Raw genomic sequence first — 17,518 nt, 5'->3', positions numbered from 1 at the left:
CTTCATCGGGTAAGCCGCCGTCCGGATAGCGACGGCGGGCGCTCCGATCCTAACCGCTACGTCAGAAAATGTCGTACGCGTGCTGCTTGTCCTGCTCCTGCTGCTGCTGCGCCGCCTGGCTGCGCAGCTTGTCCAGGTCTTCCACCTTGAACATCTCCGACATCGTGTTGGTGTCTCCGGCCGCGGCAGGCAAGCCCGTGCTGCGGTCGATGGTGAGGGTGGTGATGCCCGGCGGCATAGACAGCATGTTCACCGGCAGCCCCTTGAGGGCGCTGCCCATGTAATCCATCCAGATCGGCAGCGCAGCCTGCGCACCGAACTCGCCGACGCCGTTGGCGCGGCCCAGCGAGCTGAAGTCGTCGAAACCGACCCACACCGCCGTGGACAGGTCGCCGTTGAAGCCGACGAACCAGGCGTCGCGGTGGTCGTTGGTCGAGCCGGTCTTGCCGGCCAGGTCTTCGCGCCCGAGCTTGCGGGCGGCCGCCCCGGTACCGCGCAGGATCACGTCCTTCATCAGCGAGGTCACGAGATAGTCGTTGCGGATGTCGATCACGTGCGGGGCAAGCACCGGGGGCGCCTTCGCGTTGTCGTGCGCGTCGCTGGGCAGGACGGCGTCACCCACGGTGTCGGCGGTGCTGCTGCTGGCAGCCGGGTCGGCGCCGCTGGCGGCGACCGCTGCCGTTGCGGCGGGTGCGGTGCTCTCGGCAGGCGGCGGTCCGGGCGGGCTGGTGTCGAGCAGTCGTTCCTGGCACGAGCGGCAGGCGCGTGCGGGGTTGGCCAGGTACACCGGCTTGCCGTCGCGGTCGTCGATCTCGCGAATGAAGTAGGGCTTGACCAGATAGCCGCCGTTGGCGAACACGGCGTAGCCGCGGGCCATGCCCATCGGGGAGACCGAGGCGGTACCGAGGGCCATGGAAAGATTGGGCGGCAGCGCGTCGAGCGAGAAGCCGAAGCGGGTGGCGTATTCGCGCGCATAGCGCACGCCGATGGCATCGAGCAGCCGCACCGACACCAGGTTCTTGGACTGCACCAGCGCCTCGCGCAGGCGGATCGGGCCGTCGAACTTGTCGTCATCGTTGGCTGGCGTCCACAGCCCGCCGGGCTTGGACGGGTCGGGCAGCGCCAGCGGCGCGTCGTTGACGATCGAGGCCGGCGTGAAGCCGCGGTCGAACGCCGCCGAATAGATGTAGGGCTTGAAGCTGGAGCCGGGCTGGCGCGCCGCCATCACGGCGCGATTGAACTTGCTCCGCGCAAAGCTGAAACCGCCGACCAGGGCCTGGATCGCGCCATCTTCGGGATTCACCGACGCCAGTGCGGCCTGCGCCTTCGGCACCTGTGCCAGCTCCCATACGCCCTTGTCGTTGCGCGAGAGGCGCACGATGTCGCCCCGCTTGAGCACGCTGTCCACCTGTTTGGGGGTGGCCCCCACCCGCGAATCGCTGATGTACGGGCGGGCCCAGCTCACCGCGGCCAGGTCGAGCGTGGCGCTGTCGTGGCTGGCCAGGTAGACGGTGGCCTCGGTCGGAGACACCGCCGTCACGACGCCCGGCTGCATGCCCGAGATACTGCTGTAGCTCGCCAGCAGCTCATCGAGATTAGCGGTGCTGGCGCTGCTGGCCAGGTCGGTGTGGGCTTCGGGGCCGCGCCAGCCGTGGCGGCGGTCGTAGGCGATCAGGCCGTTGCGCAGGGCATCCACGGCGGCCGTCTGTCGGCTGCTCTGCACCGTGGTCTTCACCACGTAGCCTTCGGTGAGCGCGTCGTTGCCCAGGCGGTCGAGCACCTGGCGGCGGACCATTTCGGCCAGGTAGGGTGCATCGACCTCGATCGGCTGTTCGTGCGCGAAGGCGCCGTTGGGTTCCTTGACGGCCTGCTCGTACTCCACCTTGCTGATGTAGCGGTGCTCCAGCATCTGTCCCAGCACCCAGTTGCGCCGCGCCAGCATGCGCGCCGGGTTGTTGATGGGATTGACCGCCGAGGGCAACTGGAAGGTGGAGGCGATGGTGGCGCACTCGGCGATCGTGAGCTGGTCGAGCGTCTTGCCGTAGTAGTACTCGGCAGCGGCCGCCACGCCGTAGGAGCGGTGCCCGAGGAACATCTTGTTGAGGTACAGCTCCAGGATCTGGTCCTTGGTGAGCTCGTTCTCCATCCGCACCGCGATGAAGATTTCGGTGAGCTTGCGCGAGTAGAGCTTTTCCGGGCTCAGGAAGAAATTGCGTGCCACCTGCTGGGTGATGGTGGAACCGCCGGAGCCCTTGTCGCCGCCGGAGATGATCACGTGCCATGCGGCACGAGCGATACCGTGCCAGTCGAAGCCGGGATGCGTATAGAAATCGGCGTCCTCCGCCGACAGCACCGCATGCTTGAGTCGGTCGGGCACCTTGTTGATGTCCACCGGGATGCGCCGGGTTTCGCCAAAGGTGGCGATCAACTTGCCGTCGGCGCTTTCCACCCGCAGAGGCACCTGCATGCGGTAGTCCTTCAGCTCATCGACATTGGGCAGGCGAGGGGAGATCAGCCAGTAGGCGACGCCGATGGCGGCTACGCCGAGCAGCAGTCCCGAGAAGGCCAGGATCAGTGCCCAGCGGAGCAAACGCTTCAAAATTCGCATGATGTGGAGGTAGCGAGACCTGAGTCAAAACGTGCAAGAGTATAGATGTAGCACTATCGCCTACAGGGTCGTGTGGCGCGCAGGGGCAGAAAACCGGCCAAAGAGCTGGATGACTCAAATGTGTGTCCCATCACGCCACCGAGTCGAGAAAGTGATCGTATACCGTTGCTATTGCGTTAATTTTTGGATTTAATGCCAGCGCACATCCGCCGGGAACCGGCTGGAGTGCCAGGGGAAGGGGGACAAACCGTGGGTCTTTTTACACCCAAGAAGCCGCCGCTTATTGGTGTCGACATCAGTTCGACTGCCGTCAAGCTGCTGCAGCTCAGCCAGGCCGGTGGCCGCTACCGCGTCGAGCATTACGCGGTCGAGCCGCTGCCCCCCAACGCGGTTGTCGAGAAGAACATCGTCGAGGTCGAGGCGGTCGGTGAGGCGATCCGGCGCGCGCTGGCGCGGTCGGGCTCCAAGCTCAAGCACGCCTGTGCGGCGGTGGCCGGCTCGGCGGTGATCACCCGCGTCGTGCCGATGTCCAGCGAGCTGTCCGAGGACGATCTCGAAGGACAGATCCAGGTCGAAGCCAACCAGTACATTCCCTACCCGATTGACGAGGTGAGCCTCGATTTCGAGGTGATGGGGCCGGTTCGGGACAACCCGGACATGAACAACATCCTGCTCGCTGCCTCGCGCACCGAGAACGTGGACATGCGCGTGGCCGCCCTTGATCTGGGCGGACTGACCGCCAAGGTGATCGACGTGGAGGCGTTCGCACTCGAGAACGCCTTTGCCATGCTGGCGGACCAGCTCAATGTCGGTCGCGACGCCCTGGTCGCCGTGGTCGACATCGGCGCCACCATGACCACCCTTTCTGTGCTGCGCAACCAGCGCACCATCTACTCGCGCGAACAGGTGTTCGGCGGCAAGCAGCTCACCGACGAAATCATGCGCCGGTATGGTCTGTCCTATGAGGAGGCCGGCCGCGCAAAGCGCAAGGGTGGCCTGCCGGAATCGTACGAGACCGAGGCGCTGGAGCCGTTCAAGGAGTCGCTGACCCAGCAGATCAGCCGCCTGCTGCAGTTCTTCTTCGCGGGCAGCGAATACAGCAAGGTCGATCAGGTCGTTCTGGCCGGTGGCTGTGCTTCCATCGAAGGTCTGGCGCCGATGCTGGAAGAGCAGCTCGGCATTCCCTGCGTGGTGGCCAATCCGTTGGCCCGCATGTCGCTCTCCTCGCGCGTGCAGGCCCAGGCGCTCGCCCAGGATGCCCCGGCGCTGATGATTGCCGTCGGCCTTGCGCTCAGGAGCTTCGACTGATGGCACATATCAACCTCCTCCCGTGGCGCGCGGAGCGCCGCAAGCAGCGAGAGCGCGAGTTCTTTATGCAACTGGGTGCGGCCGCCGTGGCCGCCCTGCTTTGCGTGCTGGTCTGGGCCTGGTGGATGGGCCTGCGCATCGACAACCAGAACGAACGCAACGCCTACCTGCAGACCGAGATCAAGCAGCTCGACGAGAAGATCGCCAAGATCAAGGATCTGGAGAAAGTCCGCGACCGTCTGCTGGCACGCAAGCAAATCATTGAGCAGCTGCAGGCCAACCGTTCGCAGATGGTCCATCTGTTCGACGAACTGGTGAAAACCATCCCGGCCAGTGCACGTCTGGTCGGCTTGAAGCAGAGCGGTAATTCGATGTCGCTCGATGGTGTCGCGCAATCCAACGCCAGCGTGGCCGAGTACATGCGCAACATCGAGGCGTCGCCGTGGATGGGGCATGCGGATCTGCGCAAGACCGAAAACCTCCACAAGGACCAGCGCATGCCCTACACCTTCGGGCTGAACGTTTCGCTGAGCCGCCCCAAGGATGACGCCCCCGCTGGTGACGTGATGAAGGCCCCCAACGCCGCCGCAACACCGGCGGCCACGACCGCGGGCAAGCCAGCCGCACAGCCGTCGACGGGAGGGGCCAAGCCATGAAATTTTTCGACGATCTGCGCAGCCTCGATCGGAACAACATCGGTGGCTGGCCTCAATCCATCAAGATTTTCTTTACCGCGCTGCTGTTCGTGGTGATCGGCTTCCTGGGCTGGTACCTCTACATCAGCGACCAACAGGATTCGCTGCAGACGCTGGCGGCCAAGGAAGAGAGTCTCAAGCAGGAATTCGCACAGAAGCAGGCCAAGGCGGTCAATCTCGATGCCCTGCAGCAGCAGCTCGACGAGATGCAGGACATGTTGCGCCAGCTGTTGCGTCAGCTGCCGGGCAAGACCGAGATGCCCGAGCTGCTGGTCGATATCTCGCAGACGGCCCTGTCGGCAGGCCTTGAGGTGGATCTGTTCCAGCCAGGCGCGGAAACACCGAAGGACTTCTACGCCGAAGAGCCGATTTCGCTGCGGATGACCGGTACGTACCACCAGTTCGGCACCTTCATCAGCGGTGTGGCCTCGCTGCCGCGCGTAGTGATCCTCACGCTGCATGACGTATCGCTGACCCCCAAGCAGGGCTCCGAGGGCAGCGGCCAGCTAGTGCTGCAAGGCACGGTCAAAACCTACCGTTACCTCGACGACGACGAGACGTCCGATGGCAAGGCGGCCAAGGCGAAGGGCAACAAGAGGGGGCGGAAATGAGCCAGTCTTTCGCCATGAGGCATAACCGCATGCTGCGCGTGGCCGCCCTGTGTGGCGCGCTCATTGCGCTCGCGGGCTGCACCCGCGGCATGTCCGACCTGCGCGACTGGGTCGCCAAGGAGAAGCTCAAGAAGGGCGCGCCGATCGATCCGCTGCCGGTGATCCGCACCTTCGAGACCTTCGAGTACAGCGATCAGGGCGATCGCGATCCGTTCAGCCCCAGCTCTGCCGAAACGCAGCCGACCTCGACGGCCGCTTCGACCGGGCCGCGCCCGGACGAGAACCGCGCCAAGCAGCCGCTGGAGATGTTCGCGCTCGACAGCCTCAAGATGGTCGGCACGGTGGGGACCGGTGCCAACACCGAGGTGCTGATCAAGGACCCGGGCGGTGTGATCCATCGCGTGCACAAGAACGAATACATGGGCCAGAACTACGGCCGAATCACCGCGATCAGCGACGACCACGTCGATCTCGTGGAACTGATCTCCAACGGTAATGGTGGCTGGATGGAACGTCCGGCCAGCATCGCGCTCGGCGAGAAATAGGAAACACAGGGGCTGATGCAATGAGCAACCAAACCACACCTGTTCAGGGCCGAATCATGCGCCAAGCACGCCGTTACCTGGTGATGTCCCTGCTGGCGACGAGCGCGTTCTGGGCGCAATCCGCCGCGGCCGCCACCGCCACGCTGAAAGACATCAGCTATGACGTGCTGCCCGGTGGCCGCGTCGAGCTGCATATGAATTTCGCCTCGGGCCAGGTGCCCCAGCCGAGCATCTTCACCACCGGCACGCCGCCGCGCATCGCGGTGGATTTCGCCGATACCGACAACGCGGCGCCTCGCCATCTCGACATCGGCAAGGGCTCCACTTCCGGGGTTTCGGCCGTGTCGGCCGGCGGGCGCACGCGCGTCGTCGTCGAGCTGATGCGTGAATCCACCTACACCTCGCGCGTGGATGGCAACAGCCTGGTGCTGACGGTCAACAACGGCAGTGCCGCCCAGACCACTACCACCGCGGCGACCATCGATCCGTCCAAGCGCTTGCCGTCGGCCAGCAGCGGCCCGGCCATCTCCAACGTCGATTTCCGCCGCGGGCCCAAAGGTGAAGGCCGCGTGCTGATCAATTTCAGCGGTGCCGGTGCCAATGCGAACATCCACACCGAGGGCGACAAGGTCATCGTCGATCTGGAGCATGTGAACCTGCCGCCCAGCCAGGCACAGCGACTGGACGTGACGGACTTCGCCACGCCGGTGCAGTCCATCGTCACGCGCGCCAGCGGCACCGGCGCCCGCATGGAGATCCGCACGGGCGGCAACGTCGACACCTCTTCGTACCAGTCCGGCGACCAGTACGTCGTCGAGATCGCCCCGAAGAAGGCTGCACCCGACAAGGTCGCCAAGGGTCAGGAGCCGGTCTACAACGGCAGCCGCGTCACCTTCAATTTCCAGGACATCCCGGTGCGCTCCGCGCTGCAGCTGCTGGCGGACATTTCCGGTCTGAACCTGGTGGCTTCGGATTCGGTGGGCGGCAGTGTGACGCTGCGCCTGGTGAACGTGCCGTGGGACCAGGCGCTGGACGTGGTCCTGCGTGCCAAGGGTCTGGACAAGCGCCGTAGCGGCAACGTGGTGTGGATTGCGCCCCAGGCCGAACTGGCCAAGTACGAGCAGGACGTGGCCGACGCTCGCATGAAGGCCGAAGACAACGCCGAGCTCGTAACGGACTACGTGCCGATCAGCTACGGCAAGGCTGCCGACATCGCCAAGCTGCTCACCACGGGCAGCAAGCAGGGTGGCGGCGGTGGTGGGACGGGCGGTAGCCGCGGATTCCTGTCACCGCGCGGCAGTGTCTCGTTTGACGACCGCACCAACACCCTTTTGATCAACGACAGCCCCGAGAAGATCAAGGAGTTGCGCTCACTGATTGCCGTGCTGGATCGTCCGGTGCAGCAGGTGCTGATCGAGTCCCGCATCGTGGTGGCCACTGACCAGTTCACCCGCGAGCTGGGCACCAAGTGGGGCTTGCAGGCCCTGCACACCACCAGCGGCGGCAATGTGATCACCACCTCTCCGCAAGGCGGTGCCAACGGCGCGGCGAGCCTGGCCATCGAGCGTGCGAACAACAACGCCGGCTCCGCGAATGCGAGCGGCGTGACCACCTATCAGACGGGCTCCGGTGGCTTCAACGTCAATCTCCCGGTGAGTGGCCCGGCGGGAAGCTTTGGCTTGGCCATTCTCGGTGCCAACTACCTTGTCGATCTTGAGTTGTCGGCGGCGCAGACCGAAGGTCGCGGCGAGGTGATCTCCAGTCCGCGTGTGATCACGGCCAATCAGCAGGAAGCGGTCATCCGCCAGGGTCAGCAGATCGGCTACGTGACCTACCAGAACAGCACGACCGGTGCAGCTGGCAGCGGCACCGCCACCGTGCAGTTCAAGGACGCGGTGCTGGAGCTGAAGGTCACGCCGACGATCACCGCGGACAACCGCGTCTATCTGAAGATCAACGTGAAGAAGGACGCCCTGGCGAGCTTCATCGACGCCCCGGGAAGCGGCAAGGTGCCGCAGATCGACACGCGTGAGCTCAACACCTCGGTGCTGGTCGACAATGGGCAGACCGTGGTGCTGGGTGGCATCTACGAGATCACCAAGGCGAACACCATCACCAAGGTGCCGGGCCTGGGCGACATCCCCGGCATCGGCGTGCTGTTCCGCAAGACCTCGCGCCAGAACGACAAGGCGGAGCTGCTGATCTTCGTGACGCCGCGCATCCTCAGCGACACGCTGCAGTAAGCGCTGTCACGGTAAGCAAGGAGAGGGCGGCCCATGGCCGCCCTTTCTGTTTGCGCGCGGCGTGATGTCATGACGACCGGGCTATACCCGTCGATGGCATAAAACTTCCATGATGGGGCGTGGTCCCAAGCCTGCTTCGAACATGGAAACCCGCATGACCGACACCTCGCCCGATACTCTGGCCGCTCCCCTGCAGCAGGCGTTTGCGCAACTGCGGGAGGATCTGCAGCGCTCCATCATCGGCCAGCCGCATCTCATCGACTGTCTGCTGATCGCACTGCTGGCCGACGGCCATCTGCTGGTGGAGGGCGCACCCGGGCTGGCCAAGACCACCGCGGTGAAGGCGCTGGCGGCATGCATCGATGCGGATTTCCATCGCGTGCAGTTCACCCCCGACCTGCTGCCGGCCGACCTGACCGGCACCGACGTGTTTCGCCCGCAGTCGGGCAGCTTCGAGTTCGAGCGTGGCCCGCTGTTCCACAACATCGTGCTGGCGGACGAGATCAACCGCGCGCCGGCCAAGGTGCAGTCGGCTCTGCTCGAAGCGATGGCGGAGCGCCAGATCACCGTGGGGCGCAGCACCTGGCGGCTGCCCGAGCTGTTCCTGGTGATGGCGACGCAGAATCCGATCGAGCAGGAGGGCACGTTCGCGCTGCCGGAGGCCCAGCTCGATCGCTTCGTGATGCACGTGACGATCGGTTACCCCGATGCCGCCTCGGAACTGGCCATCCTCAAGCTCGCGCGCAGCCAGGCCAGCCGTCATGCGCAGGCCCATGCCGCGCCGCACGCCCTGCTGACGCCCACCGACGTGATGCACGCGCGCGAAGCCGTGCTCCAAGTGCACATGGCGTCGGCGCTGGAGGAGTACCTGACCCAGCTCGTGCTGGCTACCCGCGATGCGGGTCGTTACGGCGCCGAGCTCAAGCGCTGGATCGCCTGGGGCGGCAGTCCTCGCGCCACCATCGCGCTGGACCGCTGCGCGCGTGCGCACGCCTGGCTGAGCGGCCGCGATTATGCGCTGCCGGAAGACGTCCACGCGGTGGCGCACGAAGTGCTGCGCCACCGCGTGCTGCTCAGCTACGAGGCGGAGGCCGAGGGCGTGCGCGCGGACCAGGTGATCGATCGCCTGCTGGACCTCGTGCCGCTGCCGTGAACGCTCCGCCTCGATTTTCCGACGGCGACGGCGCGGCGCGCGTCTCGCTGGCCGAGCTGCTCGCGCTACGTGCGCGGGTGGGCAAGGCGGCGCTGCCCGAGCAGATCAGCCGCGCCGGTCGCTCCGGCCAGCAATCCAGCCGCATGCATGGCCGCGGCATGGACTACGCCGAGTCGCGCATCTATCAGGGTGGCGACGACGTGCGCCGGCTCGACTGGCGTCTGACCGCACGCAGTGGCCGCCTGCATACCAAGCTGTTCCAGGAGGAGCGCGAGGGCCGCCTGCTGATCGTCGTCGATGGGCATGCCTCGATGCGCTTTGGCACACGCGTGCGCTTCAAGTCGGTGCAGTCGGCGCGCGCCGCGGCCTGGGCTGCCTGGTATGCGGTGAAGGCCGGCGAACGGGTGGGCTTGATGGGGTTTGGTGCGCACGACGACCTGCTCGCGCCGCGTGCCGGGCCGCGCGGGGCGCTGGCATTGTGCGGCGCGCTCGCCGCGTGGGATGCCGCGCCCGCCACGCCGCGCAGCGAGCCGCTGTCGCAGGTGCTGCAGAACATCGCGCGGGTGTTGAACGGCGCCAGCCGGGTCCTGCTGATCACCGACGGCGCGTGCAGCGACGACGCCTCGCGGCGGCACCTCGTGCAACTGGCACGGCAAACCCGGCTGGGCGTGCTGGCTGTGGCCGATCCGCTGGAGACCGCGCCCACCCCCGTGGGCCGCTATCCGCTGGAACACGACGGTGAGCGAGTGGAGTGGATCGTTGGCGGCGAACACCAACAGCAGGATCTGCCGCGTTTGCTGGGCGCGGGTCAGGCTCGCCTGCGCGCGCTGACCAAGGCCACCGGTGTCGCCTGCCGCCTCGTGAATACGGCTGAGGATCCCTTCGACGCGGTCGCCGCGCTGCTCGGCGTGCGGGGGCGCTCGTGATGCTGCCTCAGGCCCAGGCTCCCGCGGGACCGGTCCTGCGGGACATCCACTTACCACCTGCGCCCGGCTGGTGGCCACCGGCCCCGGGATGGTGGGTGCTGGCCGGATTGCTGGTACTGGTTCTTGGACTGATCGCACGTCGCTGGTGGCAGGCGCGCGAAAGGGCGCGTCGCCGCCGCGCCCTGCTGGCGATGCACGATGCCGTGGTCGCCGATCGCGCCGGATCGCCCCAGGTGCTGGCCGCCGGCCTGCACGACCTGTTGCGCCGCGCCGCGCGTCGCCTGGATGCCGGTGCCGTGACACAGCGCGGCACGGCATGGCGCACCACCCTGGCCCGCGTGCCGGTATCGCAGGCCACCCTTGACCGCCTCATGCAACTGGACGACGCCATGTACCGCCCGCAGGAGGCCACTGACATCGGCGCGATGGCGTCGGCCGTACGCGAGTGGCTGACGGCGCTTCCCGACGTGCAATCAGTGACGCGCGTGCGGCGCACGTGGCGCAACAGGAAGGTGTCCCGTGACGCTGCCTGAGCTTGCCTGGCCGTGGCTGGTGCTGGCGCTGCCGCTGCCCTGGCTGGCGCGTCGCTGGCTGCGCCCGGCGGCACCGGGGCGGGCCCTGCATCTGCCGCACCCGGGCCTGCCGTCGATGGCGACGGTGTCGCTGCGAAAAACCGGTTCGCGCGCCGGGCTGTTTGCGCTGGCGTGGCTGTGCCTGGTCGCGGCGGCGGTGCGTCCGCAGTGGGTGGGACCACCGCAGGCGCAGCAGCGCAGCGGGCGCTCGATGATGCTGGCGGTGGATCTCTCCGGCAGCATGCGCACCGACGACATGCGCCTGGCCGGCCGCCCGGTGAGCCGCTTTGGCGCGGTGGAGGCGATTGCCAGCGACTTCATCGCCCGCCGCAGCGGTGACGAGCTGGGCCTGGTGCTGTTCGGCAGCCGTGCGTTCCTGGTCACGCCGCTCACCTACGACCTCTCCGCGGTGTCCGCCCAGCTCAAGGGTGCGGCGGTGGGATTGGCCGGCACCGAGACCGCGATCGGCGACGCCGTGGCGGTGTCGGTAAAACGGCTGGCCGCGCTGCCGCAGGAGGCGCGCGTGCTGGTGCTGCTCACCGATGGCGTCAACAACGCCGGCAGCATCGCGCCGCTGGAGGCAGCGAAGGCGGCGAAGGCGGCCGGCGTGCGCATCTACACCATCGGCATCGGTGCGGACCGCATGAGCGTGCCGGACTTTTTCGGCAGTCGAACGATCAACCCCTCGGCCGATCTCGACGTGGGTATGCTCACGGCGATGGCCGAGCAGACCGGTGGCCGCTTCTTCCGCGCCACCGACACGGCCCAGCTCGCCGATGCCTATCGCACCATCGACGCGCTGGAACCAATGCCGCAGCGTGCGCCGGCGTTGCGCCCACGCCACGAGCTGTTCCGCTGGCCATTGGGTGCGGCGGTGCTTCTGTTCGGCTTCGCGCTGCTCGCGCGCAGCGGACGCCAGCGCGGGGAGCGCCCGGCATGATCACGGCGTTGCACGCGTTCCATTTCCTGCGCCCGCTGTGGCTGCTGGCGTTGCTCGCCTTGCCGCTGCTGGTATGGAGCAGCGCGCGTTCCGATGCGGGCGTGCGCGAGCTGTCGCGGCTGGTCGACCCGGCGCTGCTGCCCCACTTGTTGACCGGCCGCCCGACCAGCCGGCGCGCTTCCACCGCGCTGCTGGCGCTGGGCTGGACGCTCGCCACATTGGCCTTCGCCGGCCCCACGTGGAGCCGCCAGGCGCAGCCGTTGTACGCCGAGCGGGCGGCGCAGGTAGTGGCGATCTCGCTGTCGCCGCGTATGCTGGCCAAGGACGTGGCGCCGAGCCGTTTGGATCGCGCCAAGTACAAGGCGCGCGACCTGTTGGCCAGCAACCGTGATGGCCAGAACGCGCTGATCGCCTACGCCGGCGAGGCGTTCGTGGTGGCGCCGCTCACCTCTGACGCGAGCAGCCTGGACGAACTGCTTGACGCGCTCGCGCCGGACACCATGCCCACCGAGGGCGATAACGTCGCGCAGGCGATCGAGCAGGGCGTGAAGCTGGTGATGCAGGCCAAGGCCGGCGGTGGCTCGCTGGTGCTGATCACCGACAAGGCGGATGCGGGTGCGCAGGCCGCGGCGCGCCAGGCCCTGGCGCAAGGCGTGCGCGTGTCGGTACTGGGCATCGGCACCACCTCCGGCGGTCCGGTGCCGCTGGCCGAGGGCGGTTTTCTGCGTGACGAGCAGGGCAACCTGGAGCTGGCACGGCGCGATGACGCGGCGCTGGCCGCGCTCGCGGCGGCCGGCGGCGGCCGCTTCGTGCCGGCCACTGACGATCACAAAGACATCGACGCCCTGCACACGGAGCTGCGCGGCGGCGAGGCCACGGCCAGCGACGACGCGCGCAGCGAGCAGTGGCTCGACCGCGGCCCGTGGCTGTTGCTGCCATTGCTGCTGGTGGTGGCGTTGGGGTTCCGGCGTGGCTGGCTGCTGGCGATACCGCTGGTGCTGCTGCCGCTGCTGACTCCCACTACCGCACACGCCGATGGCTGGCGCGACCTGTGGTTGCGGCCTGACCAGCAGGCGGCACGCGCGCTGCAGCATGGGGACGTCGCCACCGCGCGCAAACTGGCGCGTGATCCGGCCCTGCGTGGGGCCGCGGCCTACCGCGGTGGCGATTACGCCAGTGCGGCGCAGGCGCTGGCGCCGCTGCCCGACGCCGACGCGCAGTACAACCTCGGCAATGCGCTGGCGAAGGAGCAGCGCTACAAGGAAGCGATCGCCGCCTACGATCGCGCGCTCGCCCGCGACCCGGGCAACGCCGATGCCAAGGCGAACAAGCAGGCCGTCGAGGATTGGCTGCGCCGCCAGCAGCAGAAGTCGCAAAACGGCGACGACAACGACAGCAAGGATCACCAGGGCAAGGATGGCCAGCAGAACGGCCAGGACGGCCAGTCGTCGTCCAAGGACAAGCCCTCCGACCAGGGCAAGCCGAAGGCCGGCGACGCCGGCCAGGGGCAATCCGGCAAGCCCGGTGATCCGTCGGACAAGAACGCCCAGGACCAGGCGCAGAAACCGGGCGATACCTCGTCGCAGGACGCCGGCAAACCGCAGACGGCCGCGCAGCGCGCCGCCGAGCAGGCGCGCGCGGAGGCCGCACGCAAGGCGCTACAGCAGCAGATGGACCAGGCGCTGGCCAAGCAGGGCAAGCCGGCCAAGGCCGATCCCGACCAGCCGCACCAGCTCGGCCTGCCCGACGACAGCGATCCGTCCTCGCACCTGCCGGCCGAGGTGCGCCAGGCGCTGCAGCGCGTGCCGGACGATCCCGGCGCGCTGCTGCGACGCAAGTTCGAACTCGAATACCGGCAGCGCCACGGCGGCGCGCCGACGGAGGATGAACAGCCGTGACCCGTCCGCTACGTTTGCTTGCCGTGGTGCTGTGCTGCTGGCTGCTGCCGTGGCTGGCGCACGCGCAGGTGCAGGCCTCGCTCGACCGCAGCACGGCCCAGCTGGGGGATACCGTCACGCTCAACCTGCGCTCGCAGAGCGCGCCGTTGGCGGCGCCGGATCTGTCACCGCTGAGCAACGATTTCGAGGTGCTGGGCAAGTCCAGCGGCAGCACCACCAGCTTCGTCAACGGCCAGCGCACGGTGGAGTATTCCTACGGCGTGGCGCTGCGCCCGCTGCACCAGGGCACGCTGCGCATTCCTCCGCTGACGGTGGGTAGTGAGACCACCGAACCGCGCACGCTGGAAGTGACCGCGCCCGACCCGGCCGCCCGCGGCGCCACCGGGCCGGTGTTCGTCGAGGCGGCGATCGATCCGACCCAGGCCTATGTTGGGCAGCAGCTCTCGCTGAGCGTCAAGCTGTTCTACACCGCCAACCTGGCCAACGCATCGCTGGGCGATCCGCGCATCGACGGTGTCGACGTCAGCCGCATCGGCGGCGACACCGACTACCAGGCCGAGCGCAACGGTCGCATCTACAACGTGATCGAACGCCGCTACGTGCTGGTGCCGCAGCGGCCCGGCGAGCTGACGATTCCGCCGATTCCGTTCCAGGGCGACCTGCTCGATCCCAACGATCCGGACAGCTTCCTCGGCATGGGGGCGCCCGTCTCGGCGCAGAGCCGCCCGCTCACCGTGACGATCCGGCCGGCGCCGGCCGACTGGGGCAGCGCGGCCTGGCTGCCGGCGCGCAAGCTCAGCCTCAGCCTCGACGGCCTGCCCGATGCCGCCACGCCGTTGCGCGTGGGCCAACCGTTCAACCTCACGCTCACGATGGAGGCTACGGGGCTACCGTTCGAAGCGCTGCCGTCACTCAGCCTGCCCATGCTCGACGGCGCCACCGCGTACCCGGACAAGCCGGTTACCGGGAATCGCGCCGATGGCCCGTGGGTGGTTGGTCGCCGCCAGCAGTCCTTCGCCATCGTGCCGGGCAAGGCCGGCACGCTGACCGTGCCGGCGATCACCGTGAAGTGGTGGAACGTACTCACCGATCACGCCGAGACCGCGACGATCCCGGCCCACCAACTGACCGTAGCGCCGGCCGCCGGCGCGGCCACGGTCTCGTCGGCCGCTCCCGCGGCGGCCGCGTCGAGTGCGCCGCCCGAGGCCTCGACGCCGGCTCCGACCAACGATCGCCACGCCGCCGCGGCTCCGCGTCAACCCTGGGTGTGGATCGCATTGGCCAGCCTGGGCTTGTGGCTGGTTACCGTGGTGGTCGGTGTCGTGTGGTGGCGTCGCCGACGGCGTTCGACACCGCTCCCCGTGGCGCCCGCGCGCACGGCGGCGATAGCGCCGCGCGAGGCGAAGCAGGCGTTCCTGCACGCGGTGCGCGAAGCGGATGTGGCGGCGCAGGCCCATCGATTGCTGGCGTGGGCGCAGGCCGAACGCCCCACGCTGCGCCACCTCGATGCGCTGTCGGCGGCGCTGTCCTCACCCGAACAGCGCGCTGCCATCGACGCGCTGCAGCGCGCGCGCTACGCCTCCGCAGCGGTTGCACCGGATCGCGAGGCGCTGGCCAGGGCGTTTGCGCCGGGGTTCGCGTGGCGCAGCGAGGAAGCGCCACCGGCCGGCGACGACCCGCTGCCGCCGCTGTATCCCTTCACCCTGCGCTGAGCGCCTCGTGCAGGATCGCCGCCATCGCGGCATCCCGCGCGCACAGCGTCACCTGCATGGTCGGCCATTGCACCAGCGCTTCGCGCACGCTGCGCACCGCCACGTCGGCGGCCGCTTCGGCCGGGTAGCCGTAGACGCCGCAGCTGATCGCCGGGAACGCCACGCTGGCCAGTCGGTACTCGGCGGCCAGCGCGAGCGAGCGCCGGTAGCAGCGCCCAAGCAGCTCCGCCTCGCCACGTTCGCCGCCGCGCCACACCGGCCCCACGGTGTGGATGATGTGCCGCGCCGCCAGCGCAAAGCCCGGGGTGATCACCGCCTCGCCAGTGGCGCAGCGCACGCCGGGCGAGTGCTCCGGCAGCGCTCGGCACGCGGCCAGCAGCGCCGGACCGGCGGCGCGGTGGATCGCCCCATCCACGCCGCCCCCGCCGAGCAGGCTCGGATTGGCCGCGTTGACGATGGCGTCCTGCGCCAGCGTGGTGAGATCAGCAACGATGATGCGCAGGGTCATGGTCTGTCCATCGGAGGGCACGTATGCTCACAGCGTTGGTTGGTCCGGAGTGCACGGCAAACATGGCGAAAACCGAAGATCTCCCGTTCGGCTACCTGCTCAACGATGTGACGCTGCTGTTCCGCAAGCACTTCGACCGCCGTGCGGTGAAGTTCGGGCTGACCCGCGCGCAGTGGCGGGCCACCAAGATGCTCCATCATCGCGAAGGGCTGCGCCAGACCGAGCTGGCCGAGAACCTGGAGATGGAGCCGATTGCGGTCGGCCGTGTGATCGATCGCCTGCAGGCGGCGGGCTTCGTCGAGCGTCGCCCCGATCCGCGTGACCGCCGCGCCTGGCGGTTGTATCCCACCGAGCAGGCACGCGCGGTGATCGGCGACATGGAGGAGATCGGTCGCGGCCTGCGCAAGGACGCCACCCAGGGCATCGACTACGACGAGCTGGCGCAGGCGCTGGCCGTGCTTGAGCGGATCAAGGACAACCTGCAGGCGCTGGACCAGGGTGCTGGCGACCCTGCCGAAAGTCACGACGAGCGCGAGTAAACCGCAGCCGTCCTGGGGCGTTTGAAACGAGGCTGTGCGCCGCGCCACGTGGCGCACACGCACACCTGGCCTGAATCCGCGCGCACAACGGTGCCGTAGGGTTCGCGACGCGCTTCCCGAGAACTCCCCTGCATGTCCCGCAAGAAAGCCCTTCTGCTGTTTGTCGTGCTCGCGCTGGTGGCGCTGGCTGCCTACCTGTTCAGCCACCGCACCCGGCAGAGCGCGCCAGCGCCGGCTGCGGGCGCAAGGTCGTCGGTACCGGTGCAGGTGAGCGCGGCCACCTGCGGCGATCTGGATCTGACGCTGACCCTGGTGGGCCGTGTGGAGGCATGGTCCACGGTGACGCTGCGTGCGCGGGTTTCCGGTCAGCTGCAGTCGCTGGGCTTCACCCCCGGCGCGCACGTGCGCAAGGGCGACGTGCTGGCGCAGATCGATCCGCGTCTGCTGAAGGCCCAGCTCGACCAGGCGCGCGGCGTGGTGGCGCGCGATCGCGCCCAGCTGCAGAAGGCCCAGGCCGACCAGCAGCGCTACACCGATCTGCTCGCCAAGGGCTTTGTGTCCAAGGCCGATTTCGACACCTATAAGGCCAACCTCGCGGTGGCGCGCGCCGCGCTGCAGAGCGACCTCGCCGCGCAGGAGCTGGCGCAGACCCAGCTCGACTACGCGCGCATCGTGGCGCCGTTCGACGGCGTGGTCGGTGCCCCGCTGGTGTGGCCGGGCGCGCAGGTCACCGCCGATGCCACCGACCTGTTCGTGCTCAATCAGGACGATCCGGTGCGCGTCACCTTCGCCATTCCGCAGGATTCCCTGCCGGCCGTGCGCACGGCCCTGGCGCGCGGTGCGGTGACCGTGCAGGCGACCGTCGCCGGTGATCACGGCCGGCCGCTGCGCGGCACGCTGGAATTCGTCGACAACGCGGTGGACGCGGCGACCAGCACGATCACGCTCAAGGCCCGCTTCGACAACGCCTCACGCCGCCTCACGCCCGGCCAGTACGTGCAGGTGAGCCTGCCCACCACGCACCTGACGGGTGTGGTCACGGTGCCGGTGCCGGCGCTGCAGAGTTCCTCCAAGGGCAGCTTCGTGTTCGTGCTGGGTGCTGACGGCACCGTGCAGCAGCGTTATGTGGAAACCGGCCCCACGCAGGGCGACCGCCAAGTGATCGACAAGGGCGTGACGCCCGGCGAGCAGGTGGTGGTGGAAGGGCAGATGCTGCTGGCCGACGGAGCCAAGGCCCATGTGGCGAAGTGATGGCGCGCG

The 17,518-nt window shown here is 68.2% G+C and carries 15 protein-coding genes; 13 read left to right on the top strand and 2 right to left on the bottom strand.

Annotated elements, in window-relative coordinates:
- Positions 1-61 precede the first annotated feature (61 nt).
- Positions 62-2,608: a penicillin-binding protein 1A gene (locus ACQVBX_RS12410; protein WP_431634405.1), complete on the bottom strand. Its 2,547-nt coding sequence runs from the start codon at positions 2,606-2,608 to the stop codon at positions 62-64.
- A 249-nt stretch (positions 2,609-2,857) separates the two neighbouring features.
- Between ACQVBX_RS12410 and ACQVBX_RS12405 the strand changes: the two genes are divergently transcribed.
- From ACQVBX_RS12405 to ACQVBX_RS12355, 11 genes are all read left to right on the top strand, one after another.
- Complete coding sequence (locus tag ACQVBX_RS12405) at positions 2,858-3,916, top strand: pilus assembly protein PilM (protein WP_431634404.1); 1,059 nt, start codon at positions 2,858-2,860, stop codon at positions 3,914-3,916.
- The gene (locus tag ACQVBX_RS12400; protein WP_431634403.1) at positions 3,916-4,572 is read left to right on the top strand and encodes a PilN domain-containing protein; all 657 of its coding nucleotides are present in this window, start codon (positions 3,916-3,918) and stop codon (positions 4,570-4,572) included. The genes ACQVBX_RS12405 and ACQVBX_RS12400 overlap by 1 nt, the downstream gene beginning before the upstream one ends.
- On the top strand, positions 4,569-5,222 hold the full coding sequence (locus ACQVBX_RS12395; protein WP_431634402.1) for a type 4a pilus biogenesis protein PilO: 654 nt from the start codon (positions 4,569-4,571) through the stop codon (positions 5,220-5,222). The genes ACQVBX_RS12400 and ACQVBX_RS12395 overlap by 4 nt, the downstream gene beginning before the upstream one ends.
- The gene (locus tag ACQVBX_RS12390) at positions 5,219-5,767 is read left to right on the top strand and encodes a pilus assembly protein PilP (RefSeq protein ID WP_431634401.1); all 549 of its coding nucleotides are present in this window, start codon (positions 5,219-5,221) and stop codon (positions 5,765-5,767) included. The genes ACQVBX_RS12395 and ACQVBX_RS12390 overlap by 4 nt, the downstream gene beginning before the upstream one ends.
- 56 nt (positions 5,768-5,823) lie before the next feature.
- Positions 5,824-8,010, top strand: a complete 2,187-nt coding sequence (pilQ, locus tag ACQVBX_RS12385) for a type IV pilus secretin PilQ (RefSeq protein ID WP_431634400.1) — start codon at positions 5,824-5,826, stop codon at positions 8,008-8,010.
- Positions 8,011-8,164: 154 nt separating this feature from the next.
- A complete protein-coding gene (locus tag ACQVBX_RS12380) occupies positions 8,165-9,163 on the top strand; it encodes an AAA family ATPase (protein ID WP_431634399.1) in 999 nt (332 codons plus the stop codon).
- Positions 9,160-10,089 carry a DUF58 domain-containing protein gene (locus ACQVBX_RS12375; protein ID WP_431634397.1) on the top strand — a complete coding sequence of 310 codons (930 nt, stop codon included), beginning with the start codon at positions 9,160-9,162 and terminating at the stop codon, positions 10,087-10,089. Before ACQVBX_RS12380 ends, ACQVBX_RS12375 begins: the two co-directional genes overlap by 4 nt.
- Positions 10,089-10,622, top strand: coding sequence for a DUF4381 family protein (locus tag ACQVBX_RS12370; protein ID WP_431634396.1), 534 nt, complete (start codon positions 10,089-10,091; stop codon positions 10,620-10,622). Before ACQVBX_RS12375 ends, ACQVBX_RS12370 begins: the two co-directional genes overlap by 1 nt.
- Entirely contained in the window at positions 10,615-11,601 is a 987-nt protein-coding gene (locus ACQVBX_RS12365; protein WP_431638178.1) for a VWA domain-containing protein, read from the top strand. Before ACQVBX_RS12370 ends, ACQVBX_RS12365 begins: the two co-directional genes overlap by 8 nt.
- The gene (locus ACQVBX_RS12360; protein WP_431634395.1) at positions 11,598-13,499 is read left to right on the top strand and encodes a VWA domain-containing protein; all 1,902 of its coding nucleotides are present in this window, start codon (positions 11,598-11,600) and stop codon (positions 13,497-13,499) included. The genes ACQVBX_RS12365 and ACQVBX_RS12360 overlap by 4 nt, the downstream gene beginning before the upstream one ends.
- On the top strand, positions 13,496-15,211 hold the full coding sequence (locus ACQVBX_RS12355) for a BatD family protein (protein ID WP_431634393.1): 1,716 nt from the start codon (positions 13,496-13,498) through the stop codon (positions 15,209-15,211). Before ACQVBX_RS12360 ends, ACQVBX_RS12355 begins: the two co-directional genes overlap by 4 nt.
- Here the strand turns inward: ACQVBX_RS12355 and ACQVBX_RS12350 are convergent.
- Positions 15,198-15,719 carry an O-acetyl-ADP-ribose deacetylase gene (locus ACQVBX_RS12350; protein WP_431634392.1) on the bottom strand — a complete coding sequence of 174 codons (522 nt, stop codon included), beginning with the start codon at positions 15,717-15,719 and terminating at the stop codon, positions 15,198-15,200. The genes ACQVBX_RS12355 and ACQVBX_RS12350 overlap by 14 nt on opposite strands.
- Before the next feature lie 62 nt (positions 15,720-15,781).
- On the opposite strand from ACQVBX_RS12350, the gene ACQVBX_RS12345 reads away from it, so the two are divergent.
- Together ACQVBX_RS12345 and ACQVBX_RS12340 are read left to right on the top strand one after the other, a co-directional pair.
- On the top strand, positions 15,782-16,258 hold the full coding sequence (locus ACQVBX_RS12345) for a MarR family winged helix-turn-helix transcriptional regulator (protein WP_431634390.1): 477 nt from the start codon (positions 15,782-15,784) through the stop codon (positions 16,256-16,258).
- Positions 16,259-16,390: 132 nt separating this feature from the next.
- Positions 16,391-17,509, top strand: coding sequence for an efflux RND transporter periplasmic adaptor subunit (locus tag ACQVBX_RS12340; RefSeq protein ID WP_431634389.1), 1,119 nt, complete (start codon positions 16,391-16,393; stop codon positions 17,507-17,509).
- The last annotated feature ends 9 nt before the right edge of the window (positions 17,510-17,518 follow it).

Origin of the sequence: Dyella thailandensis, from assembly GCF_050749815.1 — a bacterium.
Classification (GTDB): Bacteria; Pseudomonadota; Gammaproteobacteria; order Xanthomonadales; family Rhodanobacteraceae; genus Dyella_A.
Note: the sequence above shows the minus strand (reverse complement) of the source record. Positions and strands in the feature narration are given on the sequence as shown.

What these genes read in the sequence shown, in the direction of transcription:
- ACQVBX_RS12410 (WP_431634405.1), bottom strand. Translation starts at nt 2,608, where the DNA reads ATGCGAATTTTGAAGCGTTTGCTCCGCTGGGCACTGATCCTGGCCTTC.
- ACQVBX_RS12400 (WP_431634403.1), top strand. Translation starts at nt 3,916, where the DNA reads ATGGCACATATCAACCTCCTCCCGTGGCGCGCGGAGCGCCGCAAGCAG.
- ACQVBX_RS12395 (WP_431634402.1), top strand. Translation starts at nt 4,569, where the DNA reads ATGAAATTTTTCGACGATCTGCGCAGCCTCGATCGGAACAACATCGGT.
- ACQVBX_RS12390 (WP_431634401.1), top strand. Translation starts at nt 5,219, where the DNA reads ATGAGCCAGTCTTTCGCCATGAGGCATAACCGCATGCTGCGCGTGGCC.
- pilQ (WP_431634400.1), top strand. Translation starts at nt 5,824, where the DNA reads ATGCGCCAAGCACGCCGTTACCTGGTGATGTCCCTGCTGGCGACGAGC.
- ACQVBX_RS12380 (WP_431634399.1), top strand. Translation starts at nt 8,165, where the DNA reads ATGACCGACACCTCGCCCGATACTCTGGCCGCTCCCCTGCAGCAGGCG.
- ACQVBX_RS12370 (WP_431634396.1), top strand. Translation starts at nt 10,089, where the DNA reads ATGCTGCCTCAGGCCCAGGCTCCCGCGGGACCGGTCCTGCGGGACATC.
- ACQVBX_RS12360 (WP_431634395.1), top strand. Translation starts at nt 11,598, where the DNA reads ATGATCACGGCGTTGCACGCGTTCCATTTCCTGCGCCCGCTGTGGCTG.
- ACQVBX_RS12350 (WP_431634392.1), bottom strand. Translation starts at nt 15,719, where the DNA reads ATGACCCTGCGCATCATCGTTGCTGATCTCACCACGCTGGCGCAGGAC.
- ACQVBX_RS12345 (WP_431634390.1), top strand. Translation starts at nt 15,782, where the DNA reads ATGGCGAAAACCGAAGATCTCCCGTTCGGCTACCTGCTCAACGATGTG.
- ACQVBX_RS12340 (WP_431634389.1), top strand. Translation starts at nt 16,391, where the DNA reads ATGTCCCGCAAGAAAGCCCTTCTGCTGTTTGTCGTGCTCGCGCTGGTG.